The organism is Streptosporangium sp. G12, assembly GCF_052983175.1.
Genome location: NZ_JBRIQO010000032.1, coordinates 35,803 through 53,483 on the forward strand (window position 1 = coordinate 35,803; position 17,681 = coordinate 53,483).

Annotated in this window: 19 protein-coding genes; 12 read left to right on the forward strand and 7 right to left on the reverse strand. The window is 70.6% G+C overall.

Features of this window, described 5'->3' with window-relative positions; translation table 11 throughout:
• The first annotated feature begins 72 nt into the window (after window positions 1-72).
• Both ACVCAG_RS38045 and ACVCAG_RS38050 read left to right on the forward strand, forming a co-directional pair.
• Entirely contained in the window at window positions 73-1,347 is a 1,275-nt protein-coding gene (locus tag ACVCAG_RS38045) for an aspartate kinase (protein WP_362688044.1), read from the forward strand.
• Complete coding sequence (locus ACVCAG_RS38050; RefSeq protein ID WP_440087835.1) at window positions 1,344-2,411, forward strand: aspartate-semialdehyde dehydrogenase; 1,068 nt, start codon at window positions 1,344-1,346, stop codon at window positions 2,409-2,411. The genes ACVCAG_RS38045 and ACVCAG_RS38050 overlap by 4 nt, the downstream gene beginning before the upstream one ends.
• Before the next feature lie 268 nt (window positions 2,412-2,679).
• On the opposite strand, the gene ACVCAG_RS38055 is transcribed toward ACVCAG_RS38050, so the two are convergent.
• Window positions 2,680-3,534: a hypothetical protein gene (locus ACVCAG_RS38055; RefSeq protein ID WP_440087836.1), complete on the reverse strand. Its 855-nt coding sequence runs from the start codon at window positions 3,532-3,534 to the stop codon at window positions 2,680-2,682.
• A gap of 535 nt (window positions 3,535-4,069) precedes the next feature.
• Between ACVCAG_RS38055 and ACVCAG_RS38060 the strand changes: the two genes are divergently transcribed.
• Window positions 4,070-4,804 (forward strand): TetR/AcrR family transcriptional regulator, encoded by a 735-nt coding sequence (locus tag ACVCAG_RS38060; RefSeq protein ID WP_440087837.1) that lies wholly within the window; start codon window positions 4,070-4,072, stop codon window positions 4,802-4,804.
• Window positions 4,805-4,885: 81 nt separating this feature from the next.
• Window positions 4,886-5,653, forward strand: a complete 768-nt coding sequence (locus ACVCAG_RS38065; RefSeq protein WP_440087838.1) for a bestrophin-like domain — start codon at window positions 4,886-4,888, stop codon at window positions 5,651-5,653.
• A gap of 114 nt (window positions 5,654-5,767) precedes the next feature.
• On the opposite strand, the gene ACVCAG_RS38070 is transcribed toward ACVCAG_RS38065, so the two are convergent.
• Complete coding sequence (locus ACVCAG_RS38070; RefSeq protein WP_440087839.1) at window positions 5,768-5,890, reverse strand: hypothetical protein; 123 nt, start codon at window positions 5,888-5,890, stop codon at window positions 5,768-5,770.
• An 884-nt stretch (window positions 5,891-6,774) separates the two neighbouring features.
• On the opposite strand from ACVCAG_RS38070, the gene ACVCAG_RS38075 reads away from it, so the two are divergent.
• The 3 genes from ACVCAG_RS38075 to ACVCAG_RS38085 all read left to right on the forward strand — a co-directional run bounded on the left by ACVCAG_RS38075 (window position 6,775) and on the right by ACVCAG_RS38085 (window position 9,615).
• A complete protein-coding gene (locus tag ACVCAG_RS38075; RefSeq protein ID WP_440087840.1) occupies window positions 6,775-7,743 on the forward strand; it encodes an LLM class F420-dependent oxidoreductase in 969 nt (322 codons plus the stop codon).
• 3 nt (window positions 7,744-7,746) lie between these two features.
• Window positions 7,747-9,162 carry an amidase family protein gene (locus ACVCAG_RS38080; protein WP_440087841.1) on the forward strand — a complete coding sequence of 472 codons (1,416 nt, stop codon included), beginning with the start codon at window positions 7,747-7,749 and terminating at the stop codon, window positions 9,160-9,162.
• Between the two features lie 114 nt (window positions 9,163-9,276).
• On the forward strand, window positions 9,277-9,615 hold the full coding sequence (locus ACVCAG_RS38085) for a DUF1232 domain-containing protein (protein WP_440070620.1): 339 nt from the start codon (window positions 9,277-9,279) through the stop codon (window positions 9,613-9,615).
• Window positions 9,616-9,709: 94 nt separating this feature from the next.
• Here the strand turns inward: ACVCAG_RS38085 and ACVCAG_RS38090 are convergent, their stop codons facing one another.
• A complete protein-coding gene (locus ACVCAG_RS38090; RefSeq protein WP_440087842.1) occupies window positions 9,710-10,906 on the reverse strand; it encodes an amidohydrolase family protein in 1,197 nt (398 codons plus the stop codon).
• Between the two features lie 234 nt (window positions 10,907-11,140).
• Window positions 11,141-11,878: a tyrosine-protein phosphatase gene (locus tag ACVCAG_RS38095; RefSeq protein WP_447191309.1), complete on the reverse strand. Its 738-nt coding sequence runs from the start codon at window positions 11,876-11,878 to the stop codon at window positions 11,141-11,143.
• Window positions 11,879-11,933: 55 nt separating this feature from the next.
• On the opposite strand from ACVCAG_RS38095, the gene ACVCAG_RS38100 reads away from it, so the two are divergent.
• On the forward strand, window positions 11,934-12,611 hold the full coding sequence (locus ACVCAG_RS38100; protein ID WP_440087844.1) for a hypothetical protein: 678 nt from the start codon (window positions 11,934-11,936) through the stop codon (window positions 12,609-12,611).
• A 21-nt stretch (window positions 12,612-12,632) separates the two neighbouring features.
• The gene (locus tag ACVCAG_RS38105; protein WP_440087845.1) at window positions 12,633-13,373 is read left to right on the forward strand and encodes a hypothetical protein; all 741 of its coding nucleotides are present in this window, start codon (window positions 12,633-12,635) and stop codon (window positions 13,371-13,373) included.
• On the opposite strand, the gene ACVCAG_RS38110 is transcribed toward ACVCAG_RS38105, so the two are convergent.
• Window positions 13,370-14,281, reverse strand: a complete 912-nt coding sequence (locus tag ACVCAG_RS38110) for an SURF1 family cytochrome oxidase biogenesis protein (protein ID WP_440087846.1) — start codon at window positions 14,279-14,281, stop codon at window positions 13,370-13,372. The genes ACVCAG_RS38105 and ACVCAG_RS38110 overlap by 4 nt on opposite strands.
• A 188-nt stretch (window positions 14,282-14,469) precedes the next feature.
• Between ACVCAG_RS38110 and ACVCAG_RS38115 the strand changes: the two genes are divergently transcribed.
• Entirely contained in the window at window positions 14,470-15,141 is a 672-nt protein-coding gene (locus tag ACVCAG_RS38115; protein WP_440087847.1) for a VC0807 family protein, read from the forward strand.
• On the opposite strand, the gene ACVCAG_RS38120 is transcribed toward ACVCAG_RS38115, so the two are convergent.
• On the reverse strand, window positions 15,077-15,640 hold the full coding sequence (locus tag ACVCAG_RS38120) for a winged helix-turn-helix transcriptional regulator (RefSeq protein ID WP_440087848.1): 564 nt from the start codon (window positions 15,638-15,640) through the stop codon (window positions 15,077-15,079). The two genes, ACVCAG_RS38115 and ACVCAG_RS38120, sit on opposite strands and share 65 nt — an antisense overlap.
• 67 nt (window positions 15,641-15,707) lie before the next feature.
• Between ACVCAG_RS38120 and ACVCAG_RS38125 the strand changes: the two genes are divergently transcribed.
• Both ACVCAG_RS38125 and ACVCAG_RS38130 read left to right on the forward strand, forming a co-directional pair.
• Complete coding sequence (locus ACVCAG_RS38125) at window positions 15,708-16,322, forward strand: N-acetyltransferase family protein (RefSeq protein ID WP_447191310.1); 615 nt, start codon at window positions 15,708-15,710, stop codon at window positions 16,320-16,322.
• Window positions 16,323-16,559: 237 nt separating this feature from the next.
• The gene (locus ACVCAG_RS38130; RefSeq protein WP_440087850.1) at window positions 16,560-17,168 is read left to right on the forward strand and encodes a TetR family transcriptional regulator; all 609 of its coding nucleotides are present in this window, start codon (window positions 16,560-16,562) and stop codon (window positions 17,166-17,168) included.
• Window positions 17,169-17,282: 114 nt separating this feature from the next.
• Here the strand turns inward: ACVCAG_RS38130 and ACVCAG_RS38135 are convergent, their stop codons facing one another.
• Complete coding sequence (locus ACVCAG_RS38135) at window positions 17,283-17,594, reverse strand: hypothetical protein (protein ID WP_440087851.1); 312 nt, start codon at window positions 17,592-17,594, stop codon at window positions 17,283-17,285.
• Between the last annotated feature and the right edge of the window lie 87 nt (window positions 17,595-17,681).

Genomic DNA, 17,681 nt, shown 5'->3' on the forward strand with positions numbered 1-17,681 from the left:
GATCAGAAGGCCTCAGCGAGGGCGCCAGTAGACTGTGAGCTCCACAGCCCTAGATTGCTTCGGAGACATCTCGTGGCGCTCGTTGTTCAGAAGTATGGTGGTTCGTCCGTCGCCGACGCGTCCTGCATCAAGCGGGTCGCGCAGCGGATCGTCGCGACGAAAAAAGCCGGCAACGACGTCGTGGTGATCGTTTCGGCCATGGGCGACACGACGGACGAGCTGCTCGACCTCGCCCAGCAGGTCTCGCCGCTTCCACCGGGCCGCGAGCTCGACATGCTGCTCACCTCGGGTGAGCGCATCTCGATGGCGCTGCTGGCGATGGCGATCGCCAACCTGGGTCAGGAGGCGCGCTCGTTCACCGGATCCCAGGCCGGCGTGATCACCGACTCCTCGCACGGCCGCGCGCGCATCATCGACGTGACGCCCGGCCGGATCCGCGGGGCGCTCGACGGCGGCCAGATCGCGATCGTGGCCGGTTTCCAGGGCGTCTCGCAGGACACCAAGGACATCACCACGCTCGGCAGGGGCGGCTCCGACACCACGGCGGTCGCGCTCGCCGCCGCCCTGAACGCCGACGTGTGCGAGATCTACACCGACGTGGACGGCGTCTTCACCGCCGACCCCCGCATCGTCCCGGCCGCCCGCAAGATCCCCAAGATCTCGTACGACGAGATGATGGAGATGGCGGCGTGCGGTGCGAAGATCCTGCACCTGCGCTGTGTCGAGTACGCTCGCCGTTTCAGCCTGCCGATCCACGTCAGAAGCTCGTTCAGCACCAAGGAAGGCACGTGGGTCGTCTCCGACCCCGACAGCGAAGGAACAGAGATGGAGCAGCCGATCATCTCCGGCGTCGCGCACGACCGGAGCGAGGCCAAGATCACCGTTGTCGGGGTGCCCGACAAGGTCGGCGAGGCTGCGACGATCTTCAAAACACTCGCCGACGCCGAGATCAACATCGACATGATCGTGCAGAACGTGTCGGCGGCGACGACCGGGCGGACGGACATCTCCTTCACGCTGCCCACGAGTGACGCCTCGGCCGCGCTCACCGCGCTGAAGAAGATCCAGGAGCGCATCGGCTTCGAGTCGCTGCTCTTCGACGACCAGATCGGCAAGATCTCGCTGATCGGGGCGGGCATGCGCTCGCACCCCGGCGTCACCGCGACGTTCTTCGCCGCCCTCGCCGACGCGGGGGTGAACATCGAGATGATCTCCACCTCGGAGATCCGCATCTCGGTGATCGTCGGGCAGGACGAGGTGGACACGGCGGTCAGCGCCGCGCACCGCGCGTTCGATCTCGACGCGGACCAGGTTGAAGCCGTGATCTACGGAGGTAGCGGGCGATGAGCCGCAAGCCCACCCTTGCCCTGATCGGCGCGACCGGTGCCGTCGGCACCGTGATGCGCGACATCATCTCCAACCGTGAGGACGTCTACGGCGACATCAAGCTCGTCGCGTCCGCCCGCTCGGCCGGCAAGGTCCTGCGGGTCCGCGGCGAGGACCTCGTCGTCCAGGAGCTGACCCCCGAGGTCTTCGACGGCGTCGACATCGCGATCTTCGACGTGCCGGACGAGGTCTCCGCGACCTGGGTGCCGATCGCCGCCGAGCGCGGTGCCGTCGTCATCGACAAGTCGGGCACCTTCCGGATGAACCCCGAGGTTCCGCTGGTCGTGCCGGAGGTCAACCCGCAGGACGCGCGCACCAGGCCGCTGGGGATCATCTCCACCCCCAACTGCACGACCCTGTCGATGATGGCCGCGATGGGCGCCCTGCACGAGGAGTACGGCCTGCGCGAGCTGGTGGTCGCCTCGTACCAGGCGGTCTCCGGCGCGGGCGTGGCGGGCTCGGCCCGCCTCTACGACGAGATCGAGGCCCTGGCGGGTGACCGTACGGTCGGGCAGACCGCCGGTGACGTGCGCAAGGTCCTGCAGAACAAGCTCGGGGACGAGGAGTCGCCGTTCCCGGCGCCGGTGGCGTTCAACGTCGTGCCGTGGGCGGGTTCGCTCAAGGACGGCGGCTGGGCCTCCGAGGAGATCAAGCTCCGCAACGAGTCGCGGAAGATCCTCGGGATCCACGACCTGAAGGTCTCCGCGACCTGCGTCCGCGTCCCGGTGATCACCACCCACTCGCTGGCCGTGCACGCGACCTTCGAGCGCGAGATCACCGTCGCCGACGCCCACCGGATCCTTGAGGCCGCTCCGACCGTGGTCGTCATGGACGACCCGGCCAACGGCGTCTTCCCGACCCCGGCGGACGTCGTCGGAACCGACCCCACCTACGTGGGCCGGGTCCGCCAGGCGCTCGACTTCCCCAACACCCTCGACCTGTTCGTCTGCGGTGACAACCTCCGCAAGGGCGCGGCCCTGAACGCGGCGGAGATCGCCGAACTGGTCGCGGCCGAGTTCGCGTAGTTTCTCCGGGGTTCTCCGGGGTTTCTCCAGGGCCGTACGGCGGCGTGGTGTCCGATGACGCCACGCCGCCGTACGGCCCTCGCGGTCGCGGGGGGCGTGAACGCCGGGCGGGGAGAAGGCCAGGACGGGCACTTCGAGGATCGGCGATCCCGCGTGGTAGTGGGATCGAGGATCGCCGGCCCCGTGCGCTCCCGGACCGCGGGCCGGCGATCTCGCCTGGTCGTGGATCGAGGGCCCGTGCCCTCGCGCGGCCGGGCGATCCACGGGGTCAGCGGAAGAGGATGTCCCAGTGGTCCGCCTCGCGGGCGAAGAGGGGGCCCGACGTCGCCGACTGGCCGTACAGGCGGGCTCCGTCCCCCCGTACCCCCTGCGACGGATAGTTCTTCATGATGTAGCGGTTGATGCAGGCGTTGGGCTTTATGTCCAGCTTGTAGCCCGCGTAGTGGCTGTAGGGCCCGGGGGCGTGGCCCACCTCGGTGCCGCCGGTGACGACGAGGGGACAGCCGCTGCGCCGCTTCAGCTCGATGGCGCTGGAGACGGTCGCGGACCGTACGGCCTCCAGCGAGGTGCAGTTCCGCCCCTGGCGGTTCGCGCACTTACCCGAGGAGGTCCAGCGCAGGCCCGCCGCCCGCAGGAGCCGCTTGGCGTCCGTCTGCTGGAGCCGCGTGGGGTGCCGGGCCTGCTGTGCCTGAGGAGGGTTGGCCTCGGCCGGCTTTTCGAGGGCGGCGGGAGCCTGCTCCCCTGAGGCGACGGCGGCCGGAGGGGCCTGCACGCTTCCCTGGGCCTGGAACGCCCGTGTCTTCTCGGGGGTCCGAGAGGTGGTTTGCGGGATCCGGGGGGCCGCGGGCTTGCGGGGTGCGCCCGCCAGGGCGGCGGTCCGTGTTCGCGCGGTGTTCTCGGGCGGTTGGGTGGCGGCCTGTTCACGGTGTTCGCTCGGCAGGGTGGCGGTCCGTGTTCGCGCGGTGGTCGCGGTGATCTCGGCGGGCCGCGGCGGCGTGTCCGCGGGAGCGGCGTCCTCCGGCCAGAGGGGAAACGCGGTTTCCCGGCCCCGCTGGGCGGCCGCCGGGTGACACAGTTCCCGCATGTAGCGCCCGGCGGTTTCCAGGGTGCCGATGTCGTACACTCCGATGATCGTGGACCGGCGTCCTTCCGCCGGGCCGGCCGCGACGGGCCGGCTCACGATCGCGGCACCGGCCGACGCGTTACCGCTTTCCGCGGTCGCGCTGTGGTGCGGAGCCGACGCGATGAAAGATAGCTGCAGAGCGAGCAGTGCTCCGGCGGTAAACCGGGCAGCCCGCTGTCTACAGGGACATGTCCCCATTTATGTATCCCTTGTCGTGGGAGCCCTTCCGCCAAAAGGATCAATCCCACCCCCGAACCCGGATGATCCCTCACGAAGAGTGATTTTTGCCCGGTAGTGGGAATGATCGGGCGGCCTGATGACCTGCTGAGACGGCAGTTCCAGAGATAGGCGACATGTCGGTATTTGCCGCTTACGGCACCATCGTCACGTCCTCGACGGGTGACGCGGGGCGGGGCGGCATCGAGAGCGGCGGAGCAATCACGGATATGAGTGGCGAGGGCAATGTGGCGCGCTTAGGGTCGTTCACTGAGGCTCATCCCCGGTGGTGCGGGACGGATGATCTAGGGTTCGTCCAGTGGAGAAAGACCAGATGAGCCCGTTCTCCCAGCTCCGATTGACAGGTGACGAGCACCCCATGACCGAGCCGCCCCCGAGAACCCGTGGATCGGACAAGACCCGTGAGGCCATCGTGGAGACGGCCCTGCGGCTTTTTCGCGAGCGGGGGTACGAGGCGACCACCATGCGGGCCATCGCCGCCGAGGCCGGGGTGTCGGTGGGCAACGCCTACTACTACTTCGCCTCGAAGGAGATCCTGGTCCAGGCGTACTACGACCGGGCCCAGACCGAGCACGAGGCGGCGTGCGAGAAACTGCTGGCCACCGAGCACCGGTTCGCCGCGCGGCTGGCGGGGGTGTTGCGGGAATGGGTGCGGGTCTCCGAGCCGTACCACGAGTTCGCGGTGAAGTTCTTCAAGCACGCGGCCGAGCCGAACAACCCGCTCAACCCGTTCAGCGCCGAGTCCTCGCCCTCCAGGGAGGCGTCGATCGCGATCTACCGGCGGGTCGTGGAGGGGTCCTCCGACCGCATGGACAGCGAGCTGCGGGCCGAGCTGCCCGAGCTGCTCTGGCTGATGTCGATGGGCGTCGTCCTGTTCTGGGTGCACGACGAATCGGAGGGATGCCGGAGGACACACCGGTTCATCGACCTCACCGTGCCGCTGGTGGACCGCCTGGTGGGGCTCTCACACCTGCCCGGCCTGCGCGGGGTCGCCCGTGACTTCATCGCGGGGGTTCACGAACTTCGCGAGTGAATCCCGGCGGAACCCCATGAACAACCGTATCGATCTGATTACCCTGAGTAGCTGATTCGATGACGGATTCAAGGGAGTCCCATGGGCTGGGTAGCCGTGCTGGTGGTGGTGTCCGTCGCGATCGTGCTGATCGCGTTCCGCGTCCTCAGGAGGAAGGGGCGGGAGGACGGTGACCACGGCTCGTCGGCCGTCGACTTCTCCGCCAATCTCGCCCTCGCCGTCTACCTGCTGGTGCTGGCCTATGCCGCGGTGCTGTGCCGGGACGGGTTGTCGGTGTCGGGGGCCGACGTCCAGGCCGAGGCCGAGAGTCTCACCGAGATGTACTGGTCGGTGGCGCCCATCCCCGAGGCGGCACCCGTCCGGTCCCAGATCCGGCAGTACACCGCGCAGACCATCGACCTCGACTGGCCGCTCATGGCCGGGCGCGAGATGTCCCCGCTGCCCGGCCAGACCCTCGCGGACATGCGGGCCACGGTGCTCAGGCTCCGTCCGGTCGGCGACGACAGCAAGAACCTCCAGCAGGCCACGCTCGACCGGATCTCCGAGGTCTTCCATGCCCGCATCGTGCGGAACGACGACGCGAGCACCGGCCTGGAGAGCACCTTCGTGATCTTGTTGATCATCTCCGGGCTGCTGGTGATCGCGCTGCCCTGGACGACCGGGGCACGGCCCACGACCTCGTCGATCATCGCCGACCTGGTCCGGGTGGGCGTGGTCGTCATCGGCGTGTGCTTCATCATCCTGATCAGCCACCCGTTCAGCGGGCTCGGCGCCGTCGAGCCCGAAGCGTTCCGGGCCGCGCAGCGGCAGTACGACCAGATCGACGGCCACTTCCCCGCCCAGCCGTAGCCCTCATCGGCGATCGGGCCTTGGCCCGGCGCGCACGGCGGCCCGGAAGCCCGCCGGTGGATGTCCCACCGGCGGGCTTCGCCGTCCGTGCCGACCGGATCATCGCCGCCCGGATCATCCGCGGCCTCTGCGGTTGAGGGCGGTGACCGCGGCGACCGAGATCACGCCGGTGAACATCACCAGGAGGACCAGCTTTCTGTCGGTGCCCTTGCGCCGCTCGGCGTAGCGATCGAGCACCAGTCGCTGCCGCAGGAGAGGGGGCGCGCTGGAGGGCGTCGCCTTGGGCCGGGGAGTGCGGCTCGGTGTCGGTGTCGGCGTCGGCGTGGCGACGACTTCGGGGACGGGAACGGGAAGGGGTGGGGGCGCGGGGGCGCGGGGCCTGGGGGGTACGGAAGGCTCCGGGGCGGGAGGGACGGGAGGGACGGGATGAGCTGACACGGTGGGCGTCGGCCGCTCAGGCTCGGGCGCAGGCTTCGGTTCCGGCTCGGGCTTCGGCTCGGGCTTCGGTTCCGGCTTCGGCTCCGTTTTCGGTCTGGCCGGGAGGTCCGCCGGATGGTCCGATGTGGGCTTCCACCAGTTCCACCAGTGCCACCACGGGATCTTCCGGTCGTCCACCCCCGGCGGGGGCACGGTCGGATGGTCCGGTTCGGGTTTCAGCGCGGCCGAGTGGCCGGTGTCCGGCTTCGGCCGGTGTTCCGGCGCCGGGGGCAGGGGAGCCGGGGATGACGGCTCGGGCTCAGGGAGCGCCGATCGGCCGGAGACCAGGCTCAGGGCCGCGTGTGAGCCTCCGCGGGGTGGGGGCGGCCCAGAGCCGCCTTCCGCCGCGAGGGGATGTGTTCCGGCCAGAACGGGGGCCGCCATGCAGGTCGCGAGGACCGCCACGCCGAGCGGGCCCCGTCGTTGGTTCCTCCGCCGATGCTTCGTCACGTAAAGTTTCTAACATCATACGGAAAGTGATGAGGCGGTAAGCGGCCGGTCGGTGGAGATCATTCTTTTCTTACATACCGTCCGGTTGGTACGGTCAAGCTATTGACGGCGCCCCGAGCGGGTGCGGCAAGCTACATCAGAACATCGTTCTGGGGAAAGGTCCCCGGCGGCGAGCACCGACACGGAGGCGGCACATGACCACGGGCCCACGCTGGGGTATGACGATCCCCCTCTACGACCGTTCGCTGGCCGCTTCCAGGGATCTGATCGCCGAGCTCCCCGGACTCGGCTACACCGACGCCTGGTCCGCCGAGGTCAACGGCGTCGACGGCTTCGTACCCCTGGCGATGGCCTCGGAATGGGCCCCGGAGCTGCGGCTCGGCAGCGCGATCGTCCCGGTCTCCACCCGGGGTCCCGGCCTGCTCGCCATGTCCGCCGCCACGCTCGCCGACCTCGCCCCCGAGCGCTTCGTCCTGGGCATCGGGGCCTCCTCCCCGGCCATCGTGGAACGCTGGAACGCAGGGGAGTTCGTCAAGCCGTTCGCCAGGACCAGAGACACCCTGCGCTTCCTGCGCAAGGCCCTGGCGGGCGAGAAGGTCAGCGAGCGCTACGAGACGTTCGAGGTCAAGGGCTTCAAGCTGGAGCGAGCCCCCAAGATCCCGCCGAAGATCGTGCTCGCCGCGCTGCGTCCCCGCATGCTGCGCCTGGCCGCCGAGGAGGCCGACGGCGCGATCACCAACTGGCTCTCGCCGTTGGACGTGCGGAAGGTCAGGGCCGAGGTCGGCGAGGAGACCGAGCTGATCGCCCGGCTGTTCGTGTGCGTCAGCGAGGACGCGGAGAAGGTTCGCGAACTCGGCCGCCGGATGCTCGCGGGCTACCTGACCGTCCCGGTCTACGCCGCCTTCCACGACTGGCTGGGACGTGGCGAGGTGCTGCGGCCGATGCACGAGGCCTGGGCGGCCGGAGACCGGCAGGCGGCGCTCAAGGCCATCCCCGACGAGGTCGTGGACGAGCTCATCGTGCACGGCGACGCCGCCACGTGCCGGGCCAGGATCCGGGAGTATGTGCGCAACGGCCTGAACACGCCGGTCCTCGCCCCCATCCCCGGGGGCGGGATCCCGATCGCCCAGGCCGTACGAGAACTGGCCCCCGTCGAGGAGTGACCCTTGCACGACCTGTTGAAGCTCGACGCGCTCGGACAGGCGCAGGCCGTGAAAAAGGGAGAGATCTCCTCGAGGGAGCTCGCCGAGGCGGCGATCGCGCGGATCGAGGCGTGCGACGGCGCGATCAACGCGGTCGTCCACCGCCGGTTCGAGCGGGCACTGGCGGAGGCGGGCGAGGCCGACCCCGAGGCGCCCTTCGCGGGCGTGCCGACGCTGTTGAAGGACCTGGGCTGGAGCATGGCGGGGGAGCCGTACCGCGCGGGGTCGCGCACCCTCGAGGGGATCTTCGCCGAGCGCGACGGCTACGCGGTGACCAAGCTGCGCCGGGCGGGGTTCACGATCCTGGGCCGGACCAACACCCCGGAGTTCGGCACCGCGATCACCACAGAACCGGTGACGTGCGGTCCCACCCGCAACCCGTACGACCTCCGCTACAGCAGTGGAGGATCGAGCGGCGGGTCGGCGGCGGCGGTGGCGGCGGGCATGGTCGCGGTGGCCTCGGCCAGCGACGGCGGCGGGTCGATCCGGATCCCGGCGAGCATGTGCGGGCTGGTCGGGCTGAAGCCCGGCAGGGGCAGGGTCAGCTCCGGCCCCTCCGGAGGCGAGCCCTGGGCGGGCTTCTCGGCCGCGGGCCTGCTCTGCCGTACGGTCAGGGACAGCGCGGCGACCCTCGACGTGGTCGCCGGGACGATGCCGGGCGACCCGTACGGCGCGCCCGCCTGGAGGCGCCCGCTCGCCGAGGAGGTCGGGGCGGACCCCGGGCGGCTGCGGATCGGTTTCCTCACCGAGCACCCTGGCGGGGGCGTCCCGTCCGACCCGGACCTGGTGGCCGCGGTCACCGGGGCCGCCGGGCTGCTGGAGGCGCTGGGTCACGACGTCGAGCCCGGAGGGCCTTCCGCGCTCGCCGAGGACGGCTTCGCCTCGCACTTCGGCACGATCGTCGCCGCCCACGTGGCCGCCGACGTGGAGGACATCGGGCGCTGGCGTGGCAGGCCCGTCGAGCCGGGCGAGCTGGAGACGCGCAACCGCATCCTGGCGAAGGCGGGCCGTGAGCTCGGCGCGGTCGGCTACGTGACCTCGCGCGACTGGATCGACGGGTTCAGGCGGCGGATGGCCGACTGGTGGGAGTCGCACGACCTGCTGCTCATGCCGTCCCTGGGGGTGGCGCCCTTCCCGCTCGGCTGGCTGCCTCCCGACGACGTCAGCACCTCGCGGGGCCGCACCAACCGGGCGGTGGCGTTCACCTCGCCCGTCAACGCCACCGGGCAACCCGCGATCTCCCTGCCGCTGCACCACACCGCGGACGGGCTGCCGGTGGGAGTGCAGCTGGTCGCCGCCGCGGGGCGGGAGGACCTGCTCATCCGGGTGGCCGCCCAGATCGAGGAGGAACGCCCCTTCCGGCACGCGGCGATGCGCTAGCGCCGCACGCCGCTCCGGTGTGGCTTTCGGGAACCCTGCCCGGAAGTCACGCGTTATATCGTGAGGCGGTGGGGTAGTACGCCGCCAGGCGAACGTGGTTCCGAGGAGGATTCCATGGCGAAGGCGGCGCGCGCGGCGCAGGCGTGGCGGACGTACAAGGACGTGACGAAGCCGGGCTCGCCCGGTCTCGGCGCTCGTCTGCGCGCCCTCCCCAGGATGGTCGGCGCGGTCATGCGCGGGGAGTATTCCGGCATGGGCAAGGGCAAGCTGGCGATGATGGGGCTCGGCGTGCTCTACATCATCTCGCCGATCGACGTCGTCCCCGACTTCCTGCTTCTTCTCGGGGTGGCCGACGACTTCGGCGTGTTCCTCTGGCTGATGGGCTCCCTGCTCGGCGAGGGCGGGCGTTACGTCGACTGGGAGCGCGAGCGGGTCAGGTCCGTTCAGCCCTGAGCCGAGGGCGCGAGCGGGTCGAGGTTGCTCCGTCCCCGGCGGGGAGTTCGAGCGAGTCCGCCTCGGCCCCCTCCTGAGCCGGACGCGCGAACGGTCAGATCTGTTCCATCCTGAGCCAGGCGCGCGAGGGCAGCGGGTGGCCGAACAGGCGGGCGGCGTTGCCGTAGGCCACCCGGGCGATGTCGGCGGGCGGCAGGCTGCCCAGGTTCGTCGCGACGGCCTGCTGGGTGTCGGGCCAGGTGGAGTCGGAGTGCGGGTAGCCGCTCTCCAGAAGCACGTGCTCCAGCCCGACGGCGAGCCGCACCCCGGAGAGGGCGTGGTCGTTGAGCGTGCCGAAGAAGAAGTTTCTCCGCAGCACCTCGCTGGGCTTCAGGCCGCCCTCCCACGAGGCCTCCCCCGCCACCGGGTGGTCGAGCGCGTAGTCGGCCCGCTCGGCCAGCATCGGCAGCCAGCCCACGCCGCCCTCCACGATCAGGATCCGCAGCGCGGGGAAGCGCAGTGGGATGCCCGACCAGAGCCAGTCGGCACAGGCGAACATGGCGCTCGCCGGCATCAAGGTGGTGATCGCCTCGATCGGGGTGTCCGGAGACGGGACCGGGGCCCAGGAACCGGCACCGGCGTGCAGGCAGACGACGGTGCCGGTCTCCTCGCACGCCTGGAAGAACGGGTCCCAGTGGTCGCTGTGGATGGACGGCAGGCGCAGCCGGGTGGGGAACTCGGGGAAGAGCACCGCCTTGAAGCCGCGCGCCGCGTTGTCACGGATCTCCTTGGCGGCCACCTCGGGGTCGGTCAGCCAGGGCAGCTGCAGGGCGATGATCCGCTCCGGGTAGGTGCCCGCCCAGACCTCCACGTGCCAGTCGTTCCACGCGCGCAGCACCGCCAGGCCCAGCTCCTGGTCGCGGGTCTTGGCGAAGACCATGCCCGACTGCCCGGCCAGCATGCCGGGGAAGCAGAGCGCGGCCCAGACGCCGGCGCGGTCCATGTCCTCGATCCGGGCCTCGACGTCGTGGCATCCGGGACGCATGTGCTCGAACCGCACCGGGTCGAGCGTCCACTGCTCGCGGGGCAGGCCGGCGCCCACGTCGAGCCCGGCACAGGGGTAGGTGGCCCCGCCATAACGCCAGACCTGGTGACCGGAGTCGGTCTCGACCACCTTGGGCGCCTTGTCGGCGTATTTCTCCGGGAGCCGGTCGTCGAACATGTCGGGCGGCTCGATCAGGTGGTCGTCGGCTGAGATGATCACATAGTCCCGCCGCCTGGGCTCGGGGTCGGGGAGCAGCGGCGTAGTCACACGGTCAACCGTATTCCGCTGGAATAACACTCATCAAGCCGCAAGGTCTCCGCTTGGTATCTCTGTCTCCCACGACGTCTCCCACGACATCTTTCGCGACGTCTCCCGGGATGCTCGCCGTGACGTCTTCGGCAGGCGGCCGGGCGGGCCCCGGGGCCACCGGAGGGGGGTGAGGCGGCCCCGGGGGGCGGGCCCGCCGGAGGGTGCTGCCCATGGCGGGCCCTGCGAGAGCGCCTACCCAGAGATCGCCTCAATATCAGGATTTTTCAAAAGATGATTCTTAAGAGCGGACATAACGTTCTCGTCCACGCCCAGGGTCCGCAGGCAGTAGTCCCGTACCGGGCCCAGCTCGCCCAGGAAGAGGCGCATCGCCTCGGCGGGCGCCTGTCCGAACCCCGCCCACCGGGGCTCGCCCGGATGTTCCCTCTCCCAGTACGCGACCATCTGGGGCCTGGCCAGCCCGGTCAGCGCGTAGTCGGCGATCACGTCCTCCTCGGACACCCCCAGCAGCCGCAGGACCAGGGCGACCAGCAGCCCCGTGCGGTCCTTGCCCGCCGCGCAGTGGACCACCACGGGCGCGTTGTCCGTCTCGGCGATCACCTCCAGCGCGCTCCTGAGCTCGGCGTGACCGTCCTGGGCCACCTCCAGGTAGCGGTCGGCGAAGAACCTGGCGACCCCGGCGCCGGGGTGGTAGTCGCCTGCGGTGTCCCACCTGCGGTGCTCGACCGGGAGGTTGTGGTAGCTCGGCCCCTCCGGGGCACGGCCGCGGTACGCCACCTCGTCGGGATGGCGCAGGTCGATCACGGTGCGTACGCCGAGCGCGTGGAAACGGTCGAGGTCGTCGTCGGCGAGCATGTGCAGCGAGGCGGAGCGGTAGAGCCGCCGCCAGCGCACCTCCATCCCGCCGTCCGTCCGGTAGCCGCCCACGTCGCGGAAGTTGTACAGCCGCGCGAACTCGATATGCCGGATCACGCCCTCTAACCTATCCAGCGGTGGGTCTCGCGTAATGGGGGCAGGGATGCGAGTGGTGATTCCGGCACGGGATGACATCCCGTACGCCGTGCGGGTGGCACTGCTGTTCGTGCTCGCGCTGTCCACGGTCATCGTCCACATCAACCAGGCGCCTCCCCTGCGGCCCGCCGCGGAGCTCGTGGCGGACCTGCGGGCGGGCGAGGTGACCAAGGTCGTCTACGACCGCAACTGGCCCGCCTACGGCACGCTGACGTGGTCCCACGGGCCGCTCTCCTGGAGCCAGGCCCGTTTCGACCAGCCCGACGACGTCTGGGATCCCCGGACCACCCGGCTGGTCCCCGAGGCCCTGGAGCGCCGTCAGGAGGCCTTCCTGGCCCAGGTGCGCGCCGCCGCCGACCCCTCCGTGGAGATCGTGCGCACCGAGGGCTTCGGGGCCCTGGCGGGCTCGCCCGCCTACGCGCGGTGGTGGGGGCCGTTCGGCCCGGTGGCGGTGGCGGCGGAGATCCTGGCCTGGCTGCTCATGCTGGCCCGGCCGAACCCCCGCTACGCCAGCCGCTGGGCGTGGTTCTGGATGTTCCTCACCGGCGGCTCGCTGCTCTACGTCCTGCTGGAGCCGAGACCCCTGTGGCGGGACCCGTACGAGGCGCTGCCCGCACCGGCCAAACTCGACGGGACGCGCGGTTTCGCGATCGCGGTGGCGCTTCTTTTCGGCATGGCGATGGTCAACGCGTGATCGTCGGGTAGTAAAGGGGGCATGGCTCCCGAAGCGGTCGAGGTGCGTCGTGGCTGGCGGATCGTCGGGATCACCATCCGGTCGGTTCTCCTGCTCTGCCTGACCTTCGGGGTCCTGGTCTTCACGCTGAGCGTCACGCCCCTGCAGGGGACGCGGGCCGAGCTCCGCGCCGCGGCCGCGGCCGACCGCGTCTCCTTCGTCGAGTACGACGAGTACAGGGGATGGGGATACGGCGGACCGGACGGGCAGAACGGGCAGAACGGCGTCATCTACTACGTCCGATGGGCCCAGGGCCCGTTGCTCTGGCGCGAGTTCAGGCTGTCGCCGCCCGCGGAGGGCTCGCCCGCCTACGTGTGGGCGGAGTTGAGGAAGGACCTGGGGCGGAGCCAGGTCAGGGTGATCGAGCGCGACCGCTTCGACAGGACGGGGTGGATACCCGTCTGGGTCGCCGACATGCCGGGGCCCGTCGGCGGCCCGTGGCTGATGGGTGGCTGGATACTCGCCTTCCTGATCATGCTCGGCTCGACGCCCCGGCTGGGCAACCGGTGGGCCTGGCTCTGGCTCTTCACCGTCGGGCAGGTCGGCGCGCTCCTGTTCCTGCTGCTCGAACCCCGCCCGCTCTGGTTCGCGGCCGGGCGGCGTCCCGCGCCGCGCGGGCGGCTGAGCGGAGGATGGGGTTTCCTGGCGGCGATCGGGCTGGGCCTGCTCTCCTACGGCCTGCTGGTGGCCGCCGGCTATCTCCTGAACCTCCTCAGGAACTAGGCGCGGAGGTCGGCGGGGTCGCCGGGCGTGGACGACTCGTCGGACGCGGAGGGCTTCCCCGGCGTGGCGGGTTCGCCGGGCCCGGGTTCGGGCCCCGGGTCACCGGGTGCGGGGTCGCCGGGCCCGGCCGGTGCCGAGGCCGCAGCCCTGAGGTCGGCGGCCTCCCTGCGGATCAGCAGCGCCCAGCCGCCGATCGCGACGCCGATGAACAGCCACCACTGCACGCCGTAGGCCAGATTGAGGCCGCCTCCCTCGCCGACGTCCGGCGTGGGGACGGGCGCGGGCGCGGCGGCCGCCGCCGGCGACTGCTCGATCAGCTCGACGTACCCGCCGAGGAGCTTGTACGGCAGGCGGCGCCCGATCGCCTCGGTGTTGATCAGCAGGACCTGTCCCGCGGGCAGGCCCGCCCGGTCACGGATGCCCGAGCTCTCCTCGGTCTCGGTGGGACGTAACCTACCGGTGACAGTCACCTCACCCGAGGAGGGCGCCGGGACCTCGGGGAGGGCGTCGGCGGTACTGCCCGCCTTGACCCAGCCCCGGTTCACCAGCACGCCGGTGCCGTCCGCCGTGACCAGCGGGGTCAGCACGTAGAAGCCGACCGCCCTGTCCTGGACGCGGCGCCGGACCAGGAGCTGGGCGTTCGCGTCGTATGTTCCCTTGGCGAGAACGGTGCGGTATTTGTCCTGCGTGGAGACGGTGCCGCCGGGTGAGGTGAGCTTCTCCACCGCGACGGGGGCGGCGTGGAGGTTGCCGGTGATCTGGTCGCTACTGGTGGACCTCTCCTCGAAGCGTCCGAACTGCCACTGGCCGAGCAGCACGAAAGCGGGGATGACCAGCAGCACCACCACGTGGAGGGCCAGCCATCGGGGAGTCAGCAGGAACCGGTACACGTCATCAAGGGTAGGCACCGGGGGCACCGCCCCGTCCTTCGAGTGCGCCTTTGGGAGGGGCCGGGTGCGTCTTTGAGCGTAGTAAGGTGCCCGGGACCGCCCGATCCTCGGATGTCATGGAAAAGCTCGCCGGACACTCCGGACATCGCGTACGGTCGGGTGAGATTTCCCCCGGGATGTTCCACCACCTCCGGAGCCCGCCCCTGATGACTGTGCTCATGCCCGCCCCCCCGGCTCCGCTCGTACTCCCCCGTATCGGGACCCTGCTGCGGCACGCCGCCCCCAGGGTGTTCGAGAGCATGATCCTTCCCGTTCTCGTCTTCTACGTCGCGCTGGTCTTCACCGACGCGAACGTCGCGCTGGCGGTGGCGGCGGCCTGGGTCTACGGCGGCGTCGCCTGGCGGCTGGTCAGGGGCGGCGAGGCGCCCGGCACGCTGCTGCTGGCGGCGGGCACGATCACCGTCAGGGTGGTGCTGACGGTGGCGACGGGCAACCCCATCGTGTTCTTCCTGCAGCCCTGCCTCGGGGTGTTCTGCGTGAGCATGGGCTTCCTGCTCACCGCGCCGCTGCAGAGGCCGCTGATCCGGCGGGTGGTGGCCGATCTCGTGCCGCTGCCCGACCAGGTGATGGAGCACCCGCGGATGCGTCGCTTCTTCGTGTCGCAGTCGGTGCTGTGGGGCTGCGCGCAACTGCTGAACGGGGCGCTGAGCCTCTGGCTGCTGCTCAGCCAGACCCTGGAGACCTACCTTCTCGTACGCACCTCCGCCGTCGCGGTGCTGCTCGGCGGCGTGGCGCTGGTCTCGGTGCTCAGCCTCAGGCACTGCCTGCTGAGGCTGGAGACGCGAGGGACGGAGAGCCCGGAGACGCGGAGGCCGTAGGGCGAAGGCGCGCTCCGGGGCCGGGCAGCGGGGTGACCTCTCTCGGGCCGGCGACCTCGTGCCCTTCCGCGCAGCGGAAGTGCTGCTCGACCGTGGCGCCGCAGCCGCGGTGGGTGATGAGCACCGGCGGTCCCTCGTGGTCGCTGAGATACCGGTCGCCCCACTGCATCAGGGCCACCAGGGTCGGATAGAGGTCGAGGCCCATCTGGGTCAGCCGGTATTCGTCGCGCTGCCGCTGGCCGGGCTCGCGGTAGGGGACCTTGCGCAGCAGTCCCTCCTCCACCAGCCGGGTCAGCCGGGCGCTGAGCACCTGCCGGGGCGCACCCGTGGCGGTCTGCATGTCGGCGAAGCGCCGCACGCCGCCGAACGCCTCGCGCAGCACCAGGAACGTCCACTTCTCGCCGACGACGCCCAGGGCGCGTTCGATGGAGCAGTTGTCCAATCGCAAGGGCAGGTTGCCGGGAGCCGCCTCGTTCATGTGCGAATCGTAAGTCGCCATCGCAGCACCTCCAACGTTCACCTAAGTCTAGTTGACATACTCAGCTGTCTCACGAGACTCTGAGTCCATGATGCGAACTCAGGTGGTGTCGCCGGGTGGTGTCCAGGCGCCCGGGGGCGCCCCGGCCGCGTGCGCGGACACCTCTGCCGTGTACGGGGACCTCACGCGGACGTCCGGGGACGTCGCGGCCAGGCCGGGGGACGTCGCGACCGTGCCCGGAGGGGCCGTCGACATCCGGCCCGCGCGACCGGACGACGAGGAGGGGATCCGCCGCTTCCTCGGGGGACTGTCACCCCGCACCCAGGCGCGGAGGTTCTTCACCGGGATGGGCCGTCCGAGCGCGAGCTTCGTCAGAACGCTGCTCACGGTGGACGAGCGGCGCGACGCCCTGCTCGCCGTGCACGGGAACCTTCTCGTCGGGCACGCGATGAGCTACCGAGGTGAGGAGGCCGACGTCGAGATCGCCGTGGTGGTGGGCGACGAGTGGCAGGGAATGGGGCTGGGCTCCCGGCTCGTCCGCACGCTGATGCGCCGCGCGGAGGCCAGGGGGGCCAGGACCGTGGGGATGGACGTGCTCGGGGACAACCGCACGGTCCTGGCCATGGTCCGCAGGACGTGGCCGGAGGCGACCATGCGCATCTCCTCCGGCACGGTCGAGGTGACCGCGAGGATTCTCCGCTAGCGCCGTCCGGGCCGGTTCCCGCGCGGCCCCGCCCGAGCTCGCCGAGCGGTCTCACCGGGGGCGTACCGGGGGGAGGCTCCGGGCCGGGAGCCCGGAGGGCGGCGCCGCCGTACCGGGCGGACCGGTCATCCGGGGTGGCGATACGGGCTCCCGGATCAAGGCGGTACGATCGACGTGGTCCAAGCTGTTTCCCGAGCAGTTTGCGGAACAAGGTTCTGTTGCTCCACCATGGGATCCGTGAAGACTGCCAAGAGCGGACGCGACGGCCGCACCAGGATCGTCGAGGGTGCCCTGCGCCGATTCAGCCAGGACGGGGTCTCGGCCACCACGCTGGCCAGCCTCCGTGAGGAGAGCGGCGTCAGCGTCGGCAGTTTCTACCACCACTTCGCCAGCAAGGAACACGTCTTCGGCGTCCTGTACGCCGAGACCCTGCGCATGTACCAGGACGCGTTCCTCGCCGAGCTCCAGCGCCACGAGAGCGCGCGGGGCGGCATCGAGGCCATCGTCGCGCTGCACATGTCCTGGTGCGGCGAGCACCGCGAACGTGCCCACCTGCTGATCAGCGAGCGGCCGCCCAGGCGCGACGAGCCGGGCGGCACAGAGGTTTCGGAGTCGCGCAGGGCGTTCTTCAGGAAGGTCTCCGACTGGTGGCGCCCGCACATGAAGGACGGCCTGCTCCAGCCCGTCCACCCGACGATGTGCTACGTGCTCTGGCTGGGACCGGCCACCGAGATGTGCCGCCTGTGGTTCGCCGGCGCGCACCAGCCCACCCCCGAGGAGATCGGCGGCCTCCGCGAGGCGGCCTGGCAGAGCCTGCGGCAGCAGGCCCCCCAGCAGACCTCCTGAGACCGCCGCTCGCCCGCCGTCGTCCCCGTCCGACCGCCGCGAGCGCCGCCTGTCCGGCGGGTGTCACCGATACTCCGGCCCGGATCACGGGGGCTTTTCCGGGCCGGAGCGGTCTCAGTGTGCTCCCACCAGCTGGCGGGTCCGCGTCGCCACCCGCCAGACGTCCTCGTCCAGCGAGATGTCCAACCGCAGGTCCTGACGCCTGCGCCGCAGGCCGGGCACCCGCACCCGGTCGGAGACGTCGAACCTGCCGCGCAGGGCGTAGCCGAATCCCAGCTCCCCCGGGAAGACCCGTAACTCATCCTGGTTGCCGCACCGCGGGCAGGTCCATGCGACCAGATCCTTGCCACGGTGGTAGTCGTGGCAAGCGCGGAAATATTCGTCAGGATGAAAACGGGACTCGCAGGCGAAACAGGGGATCAGCATCATGGATCCTTTGGAGCGGGTGGTGCGGTTACCAAGAAGTACCGCTTTCCACTTGAAGTCCGCTTGCAGAACGCTTACCCCGATGGG